Annotated in this window: 13 protein-coding genes; 3 read left to right on the top strand and 10 right to left on the bottom strand. The window is 42.4% G+C overall.

The annotated features are described in order from the left end of the window. Positions 1-31 precede the first annotated feature (31 nt). Together KO530_RS08085 and KO530_RS08080 are read left to right on the top strand one after the other, a co-directional pair. A complete protein-coding gene (locus tag KO530_RS08085; protein WP_216047900.1) occupies positions 32-2,017 on the top strand; it encodes a sigma-54-dependent Fis family transcriptional regulator in 1,986 nt (661 codons plus the stop codon). Positions 2,018-2,341: 324 nt separating this feature from the next. Next, the gene (locus KO530_RS08080) at positions 2,342-3,550 is read left to right on the top strand and encodes a hypothetical protein (protein WP_216047899.1); all 1,209 of its coding nucleotides are present in this window, start codon (positions 2,342-2,344) and stop codon (positions 3,548-3,550) included. A gap of 104 nt (positions 3,551-3,654) precedes the next feature. On the opposite strand, the gene KO530_RS08075 is transcribed toward KO530_RS08080, so the two are convergent. Both KO530_RS08075 and aldA read right to left on the bottom strand, forming a co-directional pair. Then, positions 3,655-4,053, bottom strand: a complete 399-nt coding sequence (locus tag KO530_RS08075; RefSeq protein WP_216047898.1) for a hypothetical protein — start codon at positions 4,051-4,053, stop codon at positions 3,655-3,657. Positions 4,054-4,118: 65 nt separating this feature from the next. Further along, the gene (gene aldA / locus KO530_RS08070; RefSeq protein ID WP_216047897.1) at positions 4,119-5,558 is read right to left on the bottom strand and encodes an aldehyde dehydrogenase; all 1,440 of its coding nucleotides are present in this window, start codon (positions 5,556-5,558) and stop codon (positions 4,119-4,121) included. A 575-nt stretch (positions 5,559-6,133) separates the two neighbouring features. Between aldA and KO530_RS08065 the strand changes: the two genes are divergently transcribed. Next, complete coding sequence (locus KO530_RS08065; RefSeq protein WP_216047896.1) at positions 6,134-7,054, top strand: hypothetical protein; 921 nt, start codon at positions 6,134-6,136, stop codon at positions 7,052-7,054. Positions 7,055-7,372: 318 nt separating this feature from the next. Here KO530_RS08065 and KO530_RS08060 read toward each other — a convergent pair whose 3' ends face one another. The 8 genes from KO530_RS08060 to KO530_RS08025 all read right to left on the bottom strand — a co-directional run bounded on the left by KO530_RS08060 (position 7,373) and on the right by KO530_RS08025 (position 19,270). Then, complete coding sequence (locus KO530_RS08060) at positions 7,373-7,645, bottom strand: hypothetical protein (protein ID WP_216047924.1); 273 nt, start codon at positions 7,643-7,645, stop codon at positions 7,373-7,375. Positions 7,646-7,741: 96 nt separating this feature from the next. Next, the gene (locus KO530_RS08055; RefSeq protein ID WP_216047895.1) at positions 7,742-8,782 is read right to left on the bottom strand and encodes an alpha/beta hydrolase family protein; all 1,041 of its coding nucleotides are present in this window, start codon (positions 8,780-8,782) and stop codon (positions 7,742-7,744) included. A 164-nt stretch (positions 8,783-8,946) separates the two neighbouring features. Further along, on the bottom strand, positions 8,947-11,343 hold the full coding sequence (locus KO530_RS08050; RefSeq protein ID WP_216047894.1) for a fatty acid cis/trans isomerase: 2,397 nt from the start codon (positions 11,341-11,343) through the stop codon (positions 8,947-8,949). A 92-nt stretch (positions 11,344-11,435) separates the two neighbouring features. Further along, the gene (locus KO530_RS08045; RefSeq protein WP_303500350.1) at positions 11,436-12,740 is read right to left on the bottom strand and encodes a sensor histidine kinase; all 1,305 of its coding nucleotides are present in this window, start codon (positions 12,738-12,740) and stop codon (positions 11,436-11,438) included. A gap of 2 nt (positions 12,741-12,742) precedes the next feature. Continuing rightward, positions 12,743-13,423, bottom strand: coding sequence for a response regulator transcription factor (locus KO530_RS08040; protein ID WP_216047919.1), 681 nt, complete (start codon positions 13,421-13,423; stop codon positions 12,743-12,745). Positions 13,424-13,491: 68 nt separating this feature from the next. Beyond that, positions 13,492-14,922 carry an efflux transporter outer membrane subunit gene (locus tag KO530_RS08035; protein ID WP_216047893.1) on the bottom strand — a complete coding sequence of 477 codons (1,431 nt, stop codon included), beginning with the start codon at positions 14,920-14,922 and terminating at the stop codon, positions 13,492-13,494. Continuing rightward, positions 14,915-18,076 carry an efflux RND transporter permease subunit gene (locus KO530_RS08030; RefSeq protein WP_216047892.1) on the bottom strand — a complete coding sequence of 1,054 codons (3,162 nt, stop codon included), beginning with the start codon at positions 18,074-18,076 and terminating at the stop codon, positions 14,915-14,917. Before KO530_RS08030 ends, KO530_RS08035 begins: the two co-directional genes overlap by 8 nt. Before the next feature lie 3 nt (positions 18,077-18,079). Further along, complete coding sequence (locus tag KO530_RS08025) at positions 18,080-19,270, bottom strand: efflux RND transporter periplasmic adaptor subunit (protein WP_216047891.1); 1,191 nt, start codon at positions 19,268-19,270, stop codon at positions 18,080-18,082. Positions 19,271-19,331: the final 61 nt, after the last annotated feature.

The raw sequence follows: 19,331 nt of genomic DNA, 5'->3' as shown, positions 1-19,331 counted from the left end.
AGGAATTTAATTGTGTTGGAGAATGGATAAAATGAGACAAGCACCTCAGCTCAAATCGACAAACGACGTTATCGCTTTTATGACCGGAAATTTTCAAAAACGAGATGTAAAACCGAATGAAATGATCGTCAATTCTTGGCAGCGAAGTATTTTGAAATATGGCCTTGACCCGCATAAACAAAGCGAAGTAGAGATTTTATCTAGTAGTGAAATGCAACAACAGTTGCAGCGACAAGAAGACTTTTTAAATATTGCAAAGCATGGTGTTACTGGCCTTGCAAAACGAATTTCAAATGCCGGTTTTTCTGTTGTTTTAACCGATGAAACAGGCTTAACTTTAGACGCTAAAATACCTAATAGTATTCGTGAAAAATGTCAGAAATCTGGATTACGAGTTGGAGCTGGATGGTCAGAAAAACAAGTTGGAACAAATGGAATTGGTACTTGTTTAGCTGAAAAAGAGTCAATTATCGTTCATCAACACGAACATTTTTTTGCGGAACAAAGCCAATTGAGTTGCTCAGTCACACCTATTTTCGATCCAATGGGGGAATTAAGGGGTTGCTTAAATGCCTCTTGTTTAGGTGCTTCGAAAAACAAAGAAAACCAATTTTTGACCTTACAAATGGTAATGATGTACGGACGAATGATCGAAAATAGTTATTTTCGACAAGCATATCGCAATCAAATCACCATGAGTATTAAACCAACAGAAAGCTTTGCAGATCTCATTCAAGAACAACTCTTAGCGGTGAATGAACGAGGTATCATCGTAGGTGCAAATCGTTCTGCTTTCGCTGAATACGATTCATTATTGCCTGCAGATCAACAACTTCCGGGCAGTCAAATAGAAGATATCGTTGGTCAATCAATTGATGAGTTGCTTACCAAAAGTAAAGGTGGCGGCGTCGTCGTGCGATCCTTCTCGCCTAAGATGCTAGAGGAAATTGAGATTGGCTTACGGGTTCCATCTGGCAAGTTAAGCAGTGTACACACTGTTGCAGAACGAAAACCCACAGAAAGCTTAGCAATGAAAGCGCACCCGACTTTGCAACAGCTCGCGGGGGAAGACCCCGTTGCACAGTCGCAAATTAAACAAATCATGCGGGTCATTAATAAAGATATTCCATTCCTGATTACCGGTGAAACGGGTACAGGAAAAGAAGCGTTTGCACGCGCAATTCATCGTGCAAGCGACCGTTCTGATGGACCTTTCATCGCCCTCAATTGTGCAGCTATTCCAGAATCTTTGATCGAGAGCGAATTATTCGGTTACCGCAGCGGTACTTTTACTGGTGCGAATAAAAAGGGAATGAAAGGTAAATTGGAGTTGGCCCACGGAGGCACTATATTTCTGGACGAAATAGGTGATATGCCGATCCAACTGCAAACCCGTTTGTTACGGGTTTTAGCTGAGAGGGAGACCATCCCACTAGGCGCTTCTGAGCCGACGCATATCGATATTCAAGTTATCTCAGCTACCCACCAAAATTTGCACGAATTAATTGGCCAAAAATTGTTTCGGGAAGATTTTTATTATCGTTTAAACGGTATGTCTATCGAATTACCAAACTTAAGAGATAGAAAAGACAAAGATTTTATAATTAATTATCTGTTGAACAATCTAAATTCTGAGCAACAAATCCAAGTCTCCGAGCAGGCACGGAGTATTTTGCACAGTTATCATTGGCCTGGCAATATCCGCCAGTTAGTCAGCGCTCTAAAGTTTGCAGAAGCGTTATCCGAAGACAATAAAATTGAAGTAGACTGCCTCCCCAAAGACATAGTAAGTGCCAACATACAATTAGAAAACAAAGCGCCAATTGAAGACTCTGTTGAGCAAAATAAAACACTTTCAAATTATGTGGGAAATCAGGAAGGACAGCATTTACTAGAAACCCTTAAAAAGTATCGTTGGAATATCACTCAAGTGTCAGAAGAGTTGAATATTTGCCGCTCCACTGTATATCGAAAAATGCGCAAATATAACATCGTTCAACCTAACGAAATTTACTAGCAAACGACTAAAAAAACCACAGTCTTATTGCGCCACTTAACTAACCTAAATTAGCCTCGATTAAAAATAGCTAACGCGCCTTGCGTTGGCTTTTTTTGATACCTCAAATCCGCTCGTAGCATGTTTATCACAGGTATCATTCACTTGTCGCATCACTAATGCAACATTGCAACATAAGCGTCACTCACAATTTTCAACAAAAAGCACAACCCATTGTTTTAACTGGTTTTATTTTGTTATCGAAATGTAAAAACCATGGCATGCGAATTGCGAAATAGTCGATGGCTAACCATTCACAGGCCACAATACAATGGGAAAATAATCATGAAAATTAAATTTAAAAAATTAAAAGTCGCATCAGCGATTCTGACCTCTTTATTAGCTAGCCAAGCCTTCGCTGCTGATACAAGTAAAATTCAATTTAGCGGTGCCGTCATGCAGTCTTGGCAGACAGGAATGGAAGTTGACGGAGCTGCGGTAAATCCGGCGGATGCAGAATCTGACTCAGGCTTCCATCGTTTGCGCTTTGCATTGAACATTAATGCACAGGTTTCCGAAAAAGTGTCGATATTTGCAGAGCTTGCGGAAGAACCAAATGATTGGAATAACGGCAGTGCTGCTATCTCGCAAGATTTGGCTTGGATTCAATTTGATATGACCGATACCATGGGCTTGCGTTTAGGTAATCTCATTTCCACCACTCAGACATTCTTACGTTATTCAGATGGTGCCGCGGTTCAAGCCAATCCATTTGTAGGAAATGGCTTAGTTGACATGATCACCGCTGAAGAAGGTGTTTGGGTTTACGGTGTTCATGATGTCTCAAACGACACAAACATCACCTGGGATGCAGTTGTTTCTACACCTGACTTCTTTGCTGATTTCAGTGACGGTCGTGGTTATAACTATGGTTTAAGAGGGACGTTGAATTTCAAGAGCGGACTTTCTTTCGGTGCAGGTACCTTCAAAACCAATCATGATATGGATGCCGTAACAGGCAAAGCATTTGGTTCTGCAATAGGCTTAGGTGATGGTGACAACTATCAGTTCGCTAGTACGGCGGTAAGTGCTAGAGGCACTCATACGTTGATCATACCCGGCGTTGATGCCTTTATCTGGCAAGCCGACGTGCAATACAAAACCGATAACTTCATGATCCATGCTTTATACGGCAAAGCCAACGACGATTTTAGTTGGGCAGATGGTCAGGGTAGCTTGCAGACCAACTATATCGAACAAGAATCAGAAATGGCATTTTGGTCAATTGAAGGTAAATACGATCTTACCGCTAGTGCCTATTTAGCGGTGCGCTATCAAGAATCGACAAACGATAGTGAAGGAATCGAGACGGAAAATGATGCAACAAGATTGCAGGTTGGTGCCGGTTGGTGGATGAATGATTCAACCTTATTTAAAATTGAATATGTGAAACAAGAAGAAGAACAATTCTCTGGCGGTGGTGCTACTGAGTTTGGTGCTGCAGGCGGAGCAGAATGGGACGGCATAATTGCTGAAGCATCAGTGACCTTCTAAATAGGACTTACTCACTGCAATTATTAACTGAAGTAGGTAAAAGGGCATACTCGATATGCCCTTTTTAATCACCAAAATAAGCCTAAAAAAGCATCTGAATTAAGCTAGTTTTTTATAATATAAACGCGACGCAGATTGGACAATTCAGCGGGATTGATGATGTGCAGCGGTAATTGATTTTTGGGGATAATGTTCTGTATAAAAAATGTCGCAACTTCGACACTTTCAAATATATTTTTTTCATAAACGGTTATGCTGGAGGGATAACCTTTAGGTAACAACAAGTAATCGTTCAGGGTGCTTTCAACAAAATAAAAGATACCACCTTCGTCAACGGCTAAGATAGCACTAAAGTTTGCAATCTCGCCACACTCTTCAGTGCAGTTGCTAGTCAAAGAGGTTGTAGTATTGTTGAGCGCTACGCCCTTATTAGCGTATTCTTCCCTGCTGAGTTCAACAACTTTCACGCCTCGATTTTTGAGTTTTCGCTTTAATCTTTCCATGATATTCCATACAACTTTGATCTTAATGGCAAAGGGCCTCGACTAACGAGACCCAGCGAATAAGATTAAGACTGAATATAGGCCACATGAGTTCTCATATACTCGTATAAACCGTGCTTACCATCAGCACCTCCGATGCCTGATTTACGAGCACCAGCATGGAAACCTTGCATAGCTTCAAAGTTTTCCCGGTTGATATAGGTCTCTCCATAATCTAAGCCGCTAATCGCGTTCATGGCAAGACTTAAATTCTGAGTATAAACAGAAGATGTTAGTCCATATTCTGATGCATTTGCACAAGCAATCGCTTCATCTAAATCTGCGACAATTTGAACAGGCAAGACCGGGCCAAAAATCTCTTTTTGCATAATTTCCATATCGCTATTACATCCTGTCAAGACTGTTGGTTGATAATGGAAACCTTGACCTAGATCTGCTAAATTTCCGCCAGTCACCACTTCAGCACCTTGCTGTTTGGCAAACTCGACCATTTTAGCAACTTTATCTAATCCAATTTTATTTACCAATGGTCCCATATCAATATCGGGTTGTGCTAAGGGATCGCCGTAACGTGTGGCAGACATTGCAGCGCTCAATTTGGCAGTAAATTCATCAGCCACAGAAGCCTGAACATAGACTCGCTCAGCACAATTACAAACTTGCCCAGTATTGATCACTCGCGAGTTCTTTATTGCCTCCACAGCTAAGTCAACATTTGCATCCGCCAATACTATTGCAGGTGCTTTACCACCTAACTCCAAATTAAGTTTGGTGATATTTGGCGCTGCAGCGGCCATTATTCTTGAACCTGTACCTGCACTGCCAGTAAAGCTGATCATATCTATTTTAGGGCTGGTAGACAGTGCATTACCCACCTCGTGCCCTGTCCCACAAACAACATTGAATACGCCAGCAGGCAGATCGGTTTCAGCCACAAGTTTAGCAAACTCGAAGCAGTTGTTTGGCGTCTCCTCACTTGGCTTAACAACAATGGTATTGCCGGTGATAAGTGCAGGAGCCATTTTTCTTGCAATCAAAAAGAATGGAAAGTTCCACGGCAAGATTCCCGCGACTACGCCAAGGGGCTTCCTAAAGACAAAGATGTTTTCTCCTTGTCGATCACTAGTAACAACTTCACCTTCAATGCGACGTGCCCACTCAGCCATATAATCAATGTAGTCGGCCGTAAAGTTAACTTCTACGTTCGCTAACTCTTTTGTTTTTCCCTGCTCTTTTACGATGACAGTAGCTAGTCTTTCAGCATTCTGTCTTACTTTATCGGCGATTTTCTTTAAAAAACCTGCGCGTTCGATAGCCGGCTTTTGGGCCCATGAAGACTGCGCTTTTCGAGCAGCATGAATAGCTTGTTCAACTTCTTCAGCTGAAGAGTTAGGAACCTTAGACAACAAACGGCCATTTGCAGGGTTGAACACCTCAATGGTGGATGTTGGCTCAGCGCTAAACTCACCATTAATATAATTACGATAAACTGGTATATCAGACATGCTTGAATTACTCCCACGTTTTAATTTCAAGTCGTTTATAAATCATTACGCCGTGTCTCTATGAGACTCCTTTCAAGGACTGCACCGGCTCGGAATAATCTAATCCGTTTAAACAGAATGATTGTCTAATACCAAGCAACCCCTTAGCTTTGTAATATGGTTGGGTAAAAAACAATACCTAAGACTTAGTGCAAGCGTCACACCAGCTGTTATAACTATCCTCACTTTATTGTTAAGCCAATGTTATGAAAGTGTTTTTTTATTTAGATGGGAGAAAAATGACAAAAGCTATTTAGTCAAAAACAAACTTCGTAAAGGAGAAAAAGCATCAAGTGTTGCATGTCCAAGTGTCGCAGATGATACAGTTTGGTGATTTTTAAGACAGTTGCCGTGTCGCCCATCTTAAAAGCCGATTTCGCCCTAAAGCGTCGGTAGACTCAATGCCATCAACACATCCAGAATGACCTTAGCTTTTCAATGGAATATAACGCTCTGTAATTAGGGCTATGGTATGTATATTGCTGTATCTAATGCTACTAATAAAACAACTAAACCTGACTTGGCGGCGAATAATTATGAGCAACTTACAGTGTTTTACAGCAATTTTAATGTTGATCGGTTACACATCCAATCTGCATGGCTTTGAAAAAACCATTTGGCAGCATAAGCTCGATTATATCGCCATTCAAGAAGTTGAAAATATACCGACAAAAAACCAACCTGCAGCACAGATTTCTCAACCCATTTTAGCTTCAGCTTTAGCTAAAATTAGCATCGAGCCTAAATCTTCAGATAGCCTGTTGTCTTCTTTGGTAAGCAACGACGAGGTAAAAACAATTTTTACAGAACGAGAGGTAAAGGTTTTATCTGAGGGTATTTTTAGCACCTTACAATCCCTTGCCAATAATCAACTATTGATATTTTCGGTGTCTGACAGACATTCCTCATTTCTTGGTATAGGCGCAGAGACATTGTATTCCAGCGGTTCTGTGTATGTTAGTGGAAATGACCTGTATTTGTTGTTGGCAGAAGCTCAGGTCGATATTCAAAAAAAGTACATTAGAGCTGGAAATAGTGTCAATAATTCACGCTTTGCCACCAATTCGGAATTAAAGGGATTTAAATTATCAACTGGTGATTACAGTTCAGAGACGGATCACTCATGGCAACTCCAGTTGTCCGATGGTGTAACTCAGGTAAAGCAGCGAAAAGATTGGATTAAAATAGCATTAGATGGACCTATGCAAGCAGCACAATCTAAGCAAAATAACCAACAGCCAAATCAATCAAGGGAAATTCGGGCAACAGCTAATCAGCATGAAAGTAATTTAACCTTTAAAGAAACTCAGCAACAAAGAGTTTCACAGCCATCTAATCAACAACAAAAATCAGAAATTGAAGTGCGCTTAGAAAAACTCAAACAGTTGTATTTAAATGGGCAGATTCCAGAGCAAGTTTATTTGGAGAAAGTAAACGCCATAATTGAAGAAATATAATTATTGGAGTGCTTTAGCGCCGCGGTTGTTGTGGTTTCCCATGGCCTGAAGGCCATGCTACGGTAGGAATGTGTAGGCGGGTGCTTTAGCCCCGCGAGGATAGGGCAACCGTTTCCACGGCCTAAAGCCCGTGCTACAACTTTGTGAGGTTTTGGTTATTTCCATGACCTAAAGGCCATGCTAGGGGTTTGAATGTGTAGGCGGGTGCTTTAGCCCCGCGAGGATACGGCAACCGTTTCCACGGCCTAAAGCCCGTGCTACAACTTTGTGAGGTTTTGGTTATTTCCATGACCTGAAGGCCATGCTAGGGGTTTGAATTTACCGAATAGCAAAATACAATTTAGTAAACCACGCTATGATAGGCGAAGAGTTGGAGGTACTGTTAATTGCCCTAGCCTTTTGTTGGCAATTATCTAAATTCCTCTGCTCCCAGCGCTTATTGATAGCCTGTCGCTGATCACGTCGTTCTTGTGCACGATTCGCTACTAGAGTAAATCGTGCTCTTTGTTCTGAGGTTAAACGTTCGGCTATACTTTTAATCGGAGCACGGCGCGGGCGGCTTGAACCGCTGCTTTTGGGTGAACTGCACATTTCAATCTCCCTCAATTTTCCATTGTTATCTTCAGTATTAGACAGGAAAACCCGCAAATTAATTTCAGCTCTATTTTGTCGCAACATACAAGTCAATTACGACCTAAAAATAAATCCAAAGATGTCAGCATACAGTTGTCTGTGTACCGCCTCTCTATCAACACCAACTCTATCTTTACACAGGGAAACTCCCATCGCTTTGTGCGTATGCTTGCAACTGTCTAAAAAAACAAAATGACCTTCATTATTTTGTAAGCTCACCAAGCGGCTATTTTGCAATTGCTGATGATAAAAACCAGCGTGCCCTGCAAAGTCTAAAAAGTCGTTATTAAGTGGAGCAATCAGTAGCACGGGGACAGAAATTTCACTGACACTTTCGACATCCGCTGATGGACCCAGAGCAGGATCGAAAGCAATGACGGCAGTAATCCGCTCATCTTTGTAGCTTGCAGATAACAGTGTTTCCTTATCATTTTTTGCTTCTGATAGCTTTGCATACTGACAACTTAAATCTTTTTGCGCAGCAGTTGATTGACAGTACTGAGTCATGTCTTTACCCAAGGTCGCACCCGCCAACGCTAGGCTTGTAAAGCCACCTGAAGAATGGCCTATGGCAGTGACGTTATTGAAGTTTAATTGTTCACTTAAATACTCGGCAGAGGAAAACTGATTGAGAACATAGGATATATCCAAGGAACGATCCCACATACGCAAAGCCGCTTGAGGATCGATATTATCTGGGCCATATATCCAAGATTCACCAAAATGCGAGGGAGCTAAAACGGTAAACCCTTGAGATGCTAATGCATACCCTATCCAGTTATACCCCATGGGATCGCCCATCGCACCATGTGAAAAGACAAACACTTTATTTTTATGCCCTCGCTTATCAATACAAATGGGTGCTTTTTCACATACAGCGATTTGTTCAGAAGGAAACCACACCGTGACCTTAATCGGTCGTTGCCGAGACTTATCAAACAAGTCCACCTTGCTCATTTGAGCCGTAAAAGCAGGACCATTGGGTTGTTGGTTTTGGCCAAAAGCACTGGGAGCGGCAAGCCAGAATAGGGCCCCAAGCGCACAGACGATAAACGCATTGATTGTTTTAGTATGTGCAGTTATTGATAAGCTCATGATTAATCCTTTAGAAAGATATTAAGTAAGAGAGCTTAATATAGCGACAGACAGTGAAGCGCACAGGTGAAGAAAGTCACCTTTTTAATGATGACTTTTGACCTATTCAGATATTGTTGTGTGCGCTACTGTATTGAATAACTGGAGTTATGACCACGATTGGCTCAACGATTTTCCAACCTGTTGTAATCTAACCAGCCTGCTTCGATAGGGTTCTGCTGCTTGAAAATTTGGTTTAGCTTATCACTAAATTGCCAGAAGTCTGCAGCGGTTCGACGCACTGCAAATGAGTCTAAAAATGCGGCATAATCTTGTTCTGTTTCAATTTTTTGCGCCAATGCGACCATGGGAGCAAGCTCAGTTTCTTTGACTCGCCAGAACGCATCTGGGTAACTACCGAGCAATCCATGCACTAAGGTTACGTCATCATTTTTTGGATCTCGATTGGCACTTTCAGAAAATAAGCTATTCACATTAAAATGCGCACTGTTACGTACAAGAGTAAAAATTTCTGGTTGTTTGCCATCGTTTGGTTCAACCATAATCATGCTTAATTCCGGCAATACAGACGCACTTTTTCCTTTAATATTGGCTAACTGAGCCAGCAGCGCCTTGCTTTTGCCTGTTAGCTCACTCTCTTTCAATTGGTAACGAACAGGTTGCACCTTTTTTAAGTGTTCCGCAAAAATATCAAATAGCTCTTGTTTATGATTCTTGGTCTTAAATTCAATGCCACTTGGTTGATCAAAAATATGCACATTACCTTCAAAAAATGACGTCAATTCGGGACCAGATTTTTGATACCAAGAAGCCAACTCTTCACGCCGACTATCTGGTGGTAAAAATGCTAAGAAATTAGTTTCCCCTTCCATACGTAAAAAATCCATGTATAAACGAGTCATCAGTTGATGACCATAGTTACCATACACATCAAAGCCTGCGACCAACAAGTAATGAATACGTTCCAGCAGGGCATAGTCAATAACCCACGCTGTTTTAGGCGGTTCACCTACTAAACCTTTGATCACGGTAGCATTGTCAAAGTGACGAAATACCGTCAATGTGGCATTTTGATTTTCACCATCACCATCCCAAATATCGTCAGGGCTAAAGTGGTAGTCTTTTTCCAGTTCAGTGTTCATGAAGTTTTGCCTGGCCCGCATGTAATCACCTTGACGAGAAGCGTATTCGATCCAAGTTACAGCAAAAGCGGTACTTTGTTTTTCAGCAGGTAAACGCAGGTTGTCTTTTTGTGTTTCATAAAATCGATTGATCTGAGGGGAAGCGGCTACTTCTGGCTTTACAAAATACACCCAAAACCTGTCGTTAATCACATTCAACGCGACTTGTCCGCGACAAACGGGACCTTTGATGTACCCCATAATAGTATTTTGTGCACGCTCTAACATAAAACGATAACGAGCGTTGACCGGTAATTGATTAAACGCGGTTAACGGATTGGCTGCGATTTGCGGCTCGTAGCTAGGCATTTTTGTGACTGTATAATCCGCTTCAATAAACCATTTTTGCCATTTGTCGGTCAGAATTTTGTTGATGGCATAAGGTTGATGGGTTTTATTGACTATTGTTGAGTGCACTGGGAACAAGCGGTAATAAACCCGCTCTACCTTAGGATCATCAAACGGACGACGACTAGCAATAACTTCTATCGGCTGCCCAGAGGGCGTTCGAGAACGTACCATATTGAAAAACTGCGGTTGAACATCGTCATCACTTAGCTCACTGAAATACAGATGAGAGCTAAACAAATGCTCGTAAATGTAACGAGCGGTCAATTGCTCTTTCAAACTCTCAGCGTTTAAAAAATCTTCTAGTTGCTGCACCGCCTGTTGTTCTGCAACCGAAATAGGCGCTGGCGCTGGCATGTAAGCACCTCGTTCAATCCAATTGATTAAGGTGTTATGTTCATCATCACTCAATTCAGGCAGCGCATAAGGCATCCCTCCAAATGCTTGGCTTTGGGCATAACCTTCGAACTCTTGCACTGTGGGACATTGTTGGCTGCGGTCGATACTGACATCAAAGCGCTCATCTAACAATTTATCGGCTGGTAACGGGTTTTGCTTTTTCAAGGTGAGCATTTTTGCTAACACCGAAGCTTGAGTGTTAGCCACAGCTGACTGTTCGCGCTCATTTAATACTGGATAGAATCCCCGCTCTCGCCATTCACTTGAGCTTTGCGCATCAATAAAAAGTCGATTAGGCGTGGCGGCAATAATACGTGAGCCGTGATAGACCTTCTCTTTATTTGCACCTCGCTCGATGCCTTCAGGGTGTGTCATTTTTAACTGACAAGGGGCATCATAACAAGCATGACAAACCACACAACGCGCATTTATAACAGGTGCAACTTCGGTCTCATAAAAAACTGTGGCGGCGCTGTCTGGCGAAGATTGTTCAGTTGTTGCATTGATCCGGTTATCGGTATTTTCTTCACCGTAAAGTCGGTTTAAATCAAGGTTTGCGATAGTTGCACATCCTGAACATATCAGAATGATGCCGATGAACATCTTGATCCATCTTTTCTGTTTGTACTGCATATTAGTCCAATTGAGACATTAGAAACGCCAAAGCTTTAGGCAAAAAAGGGCGGAATTAAGTATTGTAAATTAATCACCTTAACCTAGGGCAACTAATTGTGACCGTTAAAGTCTATTGTAACTTGATAAAACCCAGGAGTGCTGGTCTTTTCATAATGCCATTCATGGTGATTAATAATTTTTTCGCTTAATTGTAACCCCAATCCATAACCGTAACCAAAAGCTACTTTGCTATCATTCGAATCAACCATAGGTGAAGTATTATCATTACTGGTATTGGTGTTAATGATTATCACTCGACTGCCTTGTTGTTCAATTTTCACTTCACCGTGTTGAGTATGCTGATAGGCATTTCGAATTAAATTGTTGATAACAATGTGGCAGGCAACGGCGACGGTATTTACCTCGCACTCTTCCGTTTCCACTTTGACCTCTACATCTTTGCCGCTGAGCAAATAGTTTAGGTCACAACAGGCCTGTCTAATTTTTTCATCCAGCTTGACCGTTTCTGGCGCTACGTTTAATTCTTCATTCCGACTCAACCAAAGAAATGTATCCGTCAGATTCGTCATAGTAAGACCAGCCCGCTGTATTCGTTCTAACGTAAGCTTCTGCTTTTCACTGGTGGGAACTTTCTCGTTTATGCGCTGCAATAAGTCAACATTACTTCGAATAACTGCAATAGGTGTTCTCAATTCATGACTGGCATAGCTGAGAAAACGCTGTTCTCGTTCTAAACTTTGATGTGCTGACACCAGACTACTCTGCACCAACGAAGCCAATACATTGAGTTCGTTAAAGGTAAAATCAGGGGGCGGCGAATGAAGATTATATTTATCTAAAGACTTAGCCCAACTTTTTAATGATTCAAGAGGCTTAGTGACTTTTAGCATTATCATTACCAGTAAAAGAGCAAATAATAATATGGCGATAATAGCGACTATAGCCGTCCATATTAAGCGGTTAGTAGGATGCAGATCGGAGTAATTTGGCACAAAGTCTTTTTCTAGCATGACCTTAGATATGAATCTTTCTTCACCATTAGGGCCATGGTACAAAACCACAAAGTACAGATTTTTAGGCATGGATAAAATAGTGGCTTGGTCTTTTATCTTGAGTAACTGTCCTACTTCCGACGGTGGATTGGGGAAATGTTGCCGTATGAGTTCAGGGGTATCTTGCCAACGACTAGCAACATGAATGCCGGCGATAATTTTAGGATGTTGATCTTCAACTTCAGTGGTTTTGGCGATTTCGAACATTATGCCATTTAGACTCCTGTCGAGCCCATCCACAAAGTAGTTAACACTTAAAAACGAAAAACCAATGACCATAGAGGAGCCAAGCAATACGACGCTAAAAAAAAAGTGTAGCTTAAGACTTGGCCTGATTTTCACGATTAATTTCCTTCACTATCCACTTTAATGGCAAAACCAACACCTGACACAGTTTCAAGTTTTACATTACTCTGCTCAACATCCAACTGCTTTCGTAGATGATGGATATGTACTTTTAGGCTGTTACTGTCTGGTTGTTCGTCGCCCCAAACCTGTTGCATAAGTTGTTGCCGACTCACAGCTTGCGGACTGGTCCGCACCAAGACCTCGAGTATCTTAAATGCGATTGGCGAAAGTTTTAGCGTATTCTGCTTTAAATGTGCAGTGTGTTGGCTTAAATCTAAACTTAAATCACCAACGGCTAACTTTTTAACTTCTCCGCTTCGCCGTTTTGCAAGCACTTGTACCCGTGCCACCAGCTCTTTCATGGCAAAGGGTTTAACCAAATAATCATCACTACCCGCCTCGAAACCCTGTAATTTGTTATCAAGGCTATCTCGGGCGGTTAACATCAAAATAGGAATATCCATGCCTCTTTCCCGTAGGGTGCTGCATAGCGTTAAACCATCCATTTTAGGCATGTTAATATCAAGTATTATCATTTGGTAATGATTACTTTCGATTAAACTTAATCCCATTAAACCATTACTTGCGTGATCGCACTCGATAGACTCGATCTCAAGATAATCAACTATGGTTGTGGCAAGGTCGATATCATCTTCAACTAACAATACGTTCATGATTAATTTAACTATTCCTAATTTGCTTTAATAACCGCCAGTTGTCTTACCCGTGAGTATAGACATTTGTGTTACGCAGTTTTCTCTTCAGCTAGTCCGCCACCCAAAACTCGATACAAAGTGATACGATTTTCCAAGTCGGCTTGTTTGGTCAGAATCAGCGATTGATTGGCTTGATACATTGTTCGCTGTGCTTCTAAAACGCTTTGAAAGTTATCGATACCACCTTTATAGCGGGCAAGGGATAAAACGTAACTGCGAGTTGCAGCCAACACCAAGGATTTTTGACTATTTAGCTGCTCTTGAATAGTTGCTCTGCGTGCTAACGCATCGGCGACCTCTGAGAACGCGCTTTGAATAGTGTATTCATATGCGGCTAAGTACTTCTGTTGCTGAGCTTCTGTGTACGCTAAGTTGGCATCATTAGATCCACCGTCAAATATTGGCAAGCTGATACTAGGTGCAAGGGTCCAGATTGAACTTGCACCGCCGCTGAATATATCTGCGAGTACCGAGCTAGCCAAACCACCGGTTGCGGTTAAAGATAACGTTGGGAAATAGGCTGCCCTAGCTACACCAATATTGGCATTGGCCGATTTCAAAGTATGCTCAGCTGCCAATACATCGGGACGCTGCAACAATACAGATGATGACAAGCCAACAGGTACATCTGTGACTAAACTTTCGCTACTTGGTAATAGTTCTGGCAATAAACTGTCGTCTAGTTGCTCGCCCACAAGCAAACGCAGTGCATTCAGATCTTGCGCCACTTGGGTTGTATAACTAGCAATATCAGAACGGGCGTTATAATAAATGGTTTCAGCGCTGGCCACATCGATTCTAGAATCGATTCCCATTTCTAACCTTTTATTGGTTATATCCATGGTTTTTTGCGCGTTAGTGGCCGTTTCCTGAGCCAATTTGAGCTGGTTTTTATCAGCGGCCAAGGTTAACCAAGCACTGGTAATTTCACCAATCAGTGAAATTTTTGCCGCCTTTGCCGTTTCTTGACTCGACAAATAAGCTTCCATTTGCACCGCACTTAAACTGCGGTTTTTGCCAAACAGATCTATTTCGTAACTACTTAAACCAACTTCAGCTTGGTAGGTCGTACTAATATTTCCTGACGAGGCCTTAGTACGATTACCGCTTAATCCTGCATTTATCTGCGGATACAGTTCGGCATCTTGGATTCGATAAGTTGCACGGGCAGCTTCTACATCGGCTAAAGTTTGGCGCAAGCTTCTATTACTTTTCAGGGCAAGTTCAATAACCTGAGTTAAGCGTGGATCTTTAATAAAGCTTTTCCACGGCACCTGCGCGGCCTGTTGGTCTGATAAACCCGGAGTCTGCGCTTGGGGAGCATTTTCCCATGTCTGTGCAACAGGCAGTTCTGAACGTGTATATTCAGGCGCTAAAGTACTACAACCTGCCAATATCAAAGCACCAGCAATAGGTAATAAACGAGCGACACCCTTGTTAGGTAAAGAGAATTTACGCATCAGCTTTCTCCCCTGTATTAACAGCATCATCATAAACCGGACGCCTTTTTGGGAATAAGCCACGGATGATGACAAAGAATAAAGGTACAAAGAAAATTCCCAAAACAGTTGCGGTGAAGGTTCCACCAACGATTCCTGTACCTATGGAAATTCGACTATTAGCTCCTGCACCGGATGAGATAGCCAATGGTATGGTTCCGAAAATGAACGCAAGAGACGTCATAATGATTGGCCTTAAACGCAACTTGGCAGCGTGCACAGCAGAATCAATCAACGACATACCGCGCTGATAAGAAGACTCTGCAAATTCCACAATCAAAATCGCATTTTTTGAAGCCAATCCAATGGTAGTAACCAGAGCTACTTGGAAATAAATGTCATTTTCCAAACCTCTTAAACTGGCTGCCAATGCTGCACCTACAACACCAAGCGGGATAACTAAAATCACCGATAACGGCACCGACCAACTTTCATATAACGCCGCTAGCGCTAAGAAAACCACTAAAATGGAAATAGCGTAGAGGGTGGAGGACTGTCCACTAGATAATTTCTCTTGGTAAGATAATCCACTCCATGAGAAATTTAATTTTCCCTGCCCCACTTCTTGGGTTAAGCGCTCCATTTCAGCCATAGCTTGACCCGAACTGACGCCACTGGCTGCCGCACCTTGAAGCTGATAAGACGCAATTCCATTAAAACGCGACAAACTTTGTGGTGCGCTTGACCAAGAAATAGTACTGAAAGCGGAGAAAGGCGTCATACTCGTTTCACCATCAGCGTTGGTGCCACGAACATGCCATTCACCCAGGTCTTCAGGTTTCGAACGGAACTGCGCATCACTTTCTAAATAGACCTTTTTCACCCGACCATTATCAATAAAGTCATTTACATAAGTTCCGGCCCAAGCTGAGGTTAAGGTGCTAGATACATCTGATAATGACAATCCAAGTGCGGTGGCTTTGCCATTATCAATATCAATTTTCAGTTGAGGAGTATCACTTAACGCCCCTTCTCTGACCCCAACAAGCAAACTGCTTTGTCGTGCTTTTTCGAGCAACTCATTTTTCAATTGGGTAAGCTCATCACGAGTTGTGCCCGCTGCGGCTTGCAATTCAAAGGTGAAACCATTGCTTTGCCCTAGCCCTTGAATCACCGGCTGCGACATAGAATATACGCTGGCATCACGAATACTAGACAGGTTTTTATTCATTCGATTAATTAGCGCATCTGCACTTTGCTCTTCGTTAGGTCGCTCATCCCAAGGCGTCAATGCAACAAATCCCATACCCGCATTTTGGCCACTACCGGCGAAATTAAAACCGGAAATAGAAAAGGAACGAATAACAATGTCAGACTCTTTTTCCTGCAGGTATTGCTCGACTTGCTCTGCCACGGCCCGTGTACGCTTGATGGATGCACCTGGGGGCAAATTAATTTGAAACATAGTGCTGCCCTGATCTTCTTGAGGTAAGAAACCAGTAGGTAGACGAACAATTAGCAAACCTAAAACAACAACTATGCCACCGTACACCAAAACCCAGCGAACTTTACGCGCAATAATGCTTTCGACATGGCCAGTATAAGACTTCGTCATGCGCTCAAAACCGCGATTAAAACGAGCAAAAAAGCCCTTACCTTCACTGCTATGGTTGCTTTGTTTAAGCATACTGGCACATAACGTAGGACTCAGGGTTAACGCGACAATAACCGATAGCGTCATAGAAGAGACAATAGCAATAGAGAACTGTTTATAGATTACACCTGTGGAGCCACCAAAAAACGCCATAGGTAAAAATACAGCAGATAACACAACCGCGATTCCCACCAGTGCCGTACTAATTTCCGACATAGACTCTATGGTCGCATCACGTGGCGATAGGTTCTTTTCGCGCATCAAACGTTCGACGTTTTCTACCACAACAATGGCATCATCTACCAACAAACCAATGGACAAGACAATACCGAACATAGTCAGTGTGTTGATTGAGAACCCAAACGCCGCCAGCACGCCAAATGTCCCCAATAAAACTACCGGCACAGCAATAGCAGGGATCAATGTGGCCCGCCAATTTTGCAAAAACAACCACATAACCAGCACAACTAAAATAACCGCTTCAATCAGGGTTTGTACCACTTCACTTATGGATATTTTAATAAACGCTGTGCTGTCACGGGGGAAGGTCACTTCGTAACCGTCAGGTAAGTTGACCGACAGTTCAGCCACTTTATCTTTAACCCGCGTGGCCGTATCAAGGGCGTTTGCTCCAGGTGACAACATTATTGCAATACCTGAGGCTGGATGGCCGTTCAAACGTGGAATAGCGCTATAACTTTCACTGCCAATTTCCACTCGAGCGACATCATTTAAGCGTACATTCGCCCCCGTTGAATTGTATTTAACAATAATATTGCGAAATTCTTCCGGCGTAGACATCATCGATTGGGCAGTCACAGTAGCATTCAATTCTTGATTAGCCAGCGTAGGTACGGCACCTATTTTACCAGCAGGAACCTGAACATTTTGTGCGCTTAATGCACTGCTAATGTCTGACGGCATAAGCTCATAAGCCGCTAATTTATTCGGGTCTAACCAAATACGCATGGCATATTGCGAACCGAATACTCTGACGTCACCAACACCTTCAATTCGTGCTAGAGAGTCTTGTAGGTTGGAAGATATATAGTCTGCTACATCAAAGGCTGTCGCCTGATCGGTTTTATCATACAGTGCAACTACCAATAAAAAATCTGAATTGGATTTAGTAACTGTGACACCTTGTGCTTGCACCGACTCAGGAAATCGAGTACTAACTTGCTCAACTTTATTTTGTACCTGTACTTGCGCGTAATCAGGATCAGTCCCTTCTTCAAAGGTGATTTTAACCGAAGCTGCACCATCAGACGTGCTAGAAGACGAAAAATACAGAAGCCCATCTAACCCTGTTAACTGTTGTTCTAGTATTTGCGTAACACTGTTTTCAACTGTGGCCGCATCTGCCCCTGTATAGCTAGTACTTACACTGATTACAGGCGGTGCCACACTTGGGTACTGCGCTACAGGCAACGATAAAATAGAGGCAATACCCGTAAGCATAATGATGATTGAGATAACCCAAGCAAATACTGGGCGATCAATAAAAAAGCGAGCAAACATCAACTACACTCCCACTTGTACAGAGGAGCTATTTTGGTCTTGTTTAACCACGGTAATCATGGTGCCTTGCTCGGTCATTTCAACCAATACAGGTTTAACTTCACTACCCGGACGGACTTTACCAGCCCCTTCAACTAAGAGCTTATCGTTCTCTGACAATCCGCTTGAGATCAACCATTTGTTTTCAACGGCATTAACGGTTTCAACAGTGCGTTTTTCGACTAAGTTATTCTCACCAATAACATAGGCATAAGCTTCGCCTGTGGCTGAGTGATAAATACCTTGTTGTGGAACGAGTATTGCGTGTTGATTAACCGCTTCATTTACTTGAGTTCTTACGAACATTCCAGGTAATAACAAACCATTTGGATTCGGAAATTCAGCGCGAAGGGTGACAGTACCTGTTGACGCATCTACTGACACTTCCTGCATTTTCAACTGGCCTTTGTGGTCATACTCAGAGCCGTCTTCCAAGGTAAGTGAAACTTCAGTTGTGCCTTCGGAAATCCCCTTGGAACCCAACATTTGACGCAATTTAAGCAATTCTTTACTGCTTTTTGTCATATCCACATAGATAGGGTCAAGTTTGCGGATAGTCGCTAAGGCGGTAGTTTGCTGCGCAGTAACTAATGCCCCTTGAGTCACATTGGAAATGCCAATATGCCCAGAAATAGGAGCGGTAACCTTAGTAAATTCAAGATTGATAGACGCAGAAGCTAATGCGGCTTCATACTTTTCAATATTGGCTTTCGCTTCTAAATAAGTCGCATGAACATCGTCAGCATCTTGTTGTGAAACACCTTCAAACTTCAACAAGTTCGCATAACGCTCATCCTTCAACTTAGCCGTTTCTAGCGAAGCCTTAGCACTGTTCAAATTTGCTTTTGCTTCATTGTAAGCTGCCTGATACGTAGCCGGATCAATTTGATAGAGCAATTCACCTTTTTCTACGGTATTGCCCTCATTGAATAAACGCTGTTGCACAATGCCACCTACCTGTGGGCGTACTTCTGCAATTGAGGAAGCAACAACACGACCTTGCATTTTAGTATCAATTTTATGCTCACCCGTTGTTACTGCAACATAAGATACGACTGGCACAGAGGCGGTTTTCGGGGGTGCGCTTTCTTGCTGGCAACCACTTAGCAAAGTTACTACCGTAAGCAGTCCCACGATGCTGATTGAAGATTTCATAATTAAGCATTCCTAATTAAATACACAAAATAAGATGAGGCGAAAGCCACTTTATGATTGT

Source organism: Aliiglaciecola lipolytica, assembly GCF_018860635.1.
GTDB lineage: Bacteria > Pseudomonadota > Gammaproteobacteria > Enterobacterales > Alteromonadaceae > Aliiglaciecola > Aliiglaciecola lipolytica_A.
This window is presented reverse-complemented; position numbering and strand designations above follow the sequence as displayed.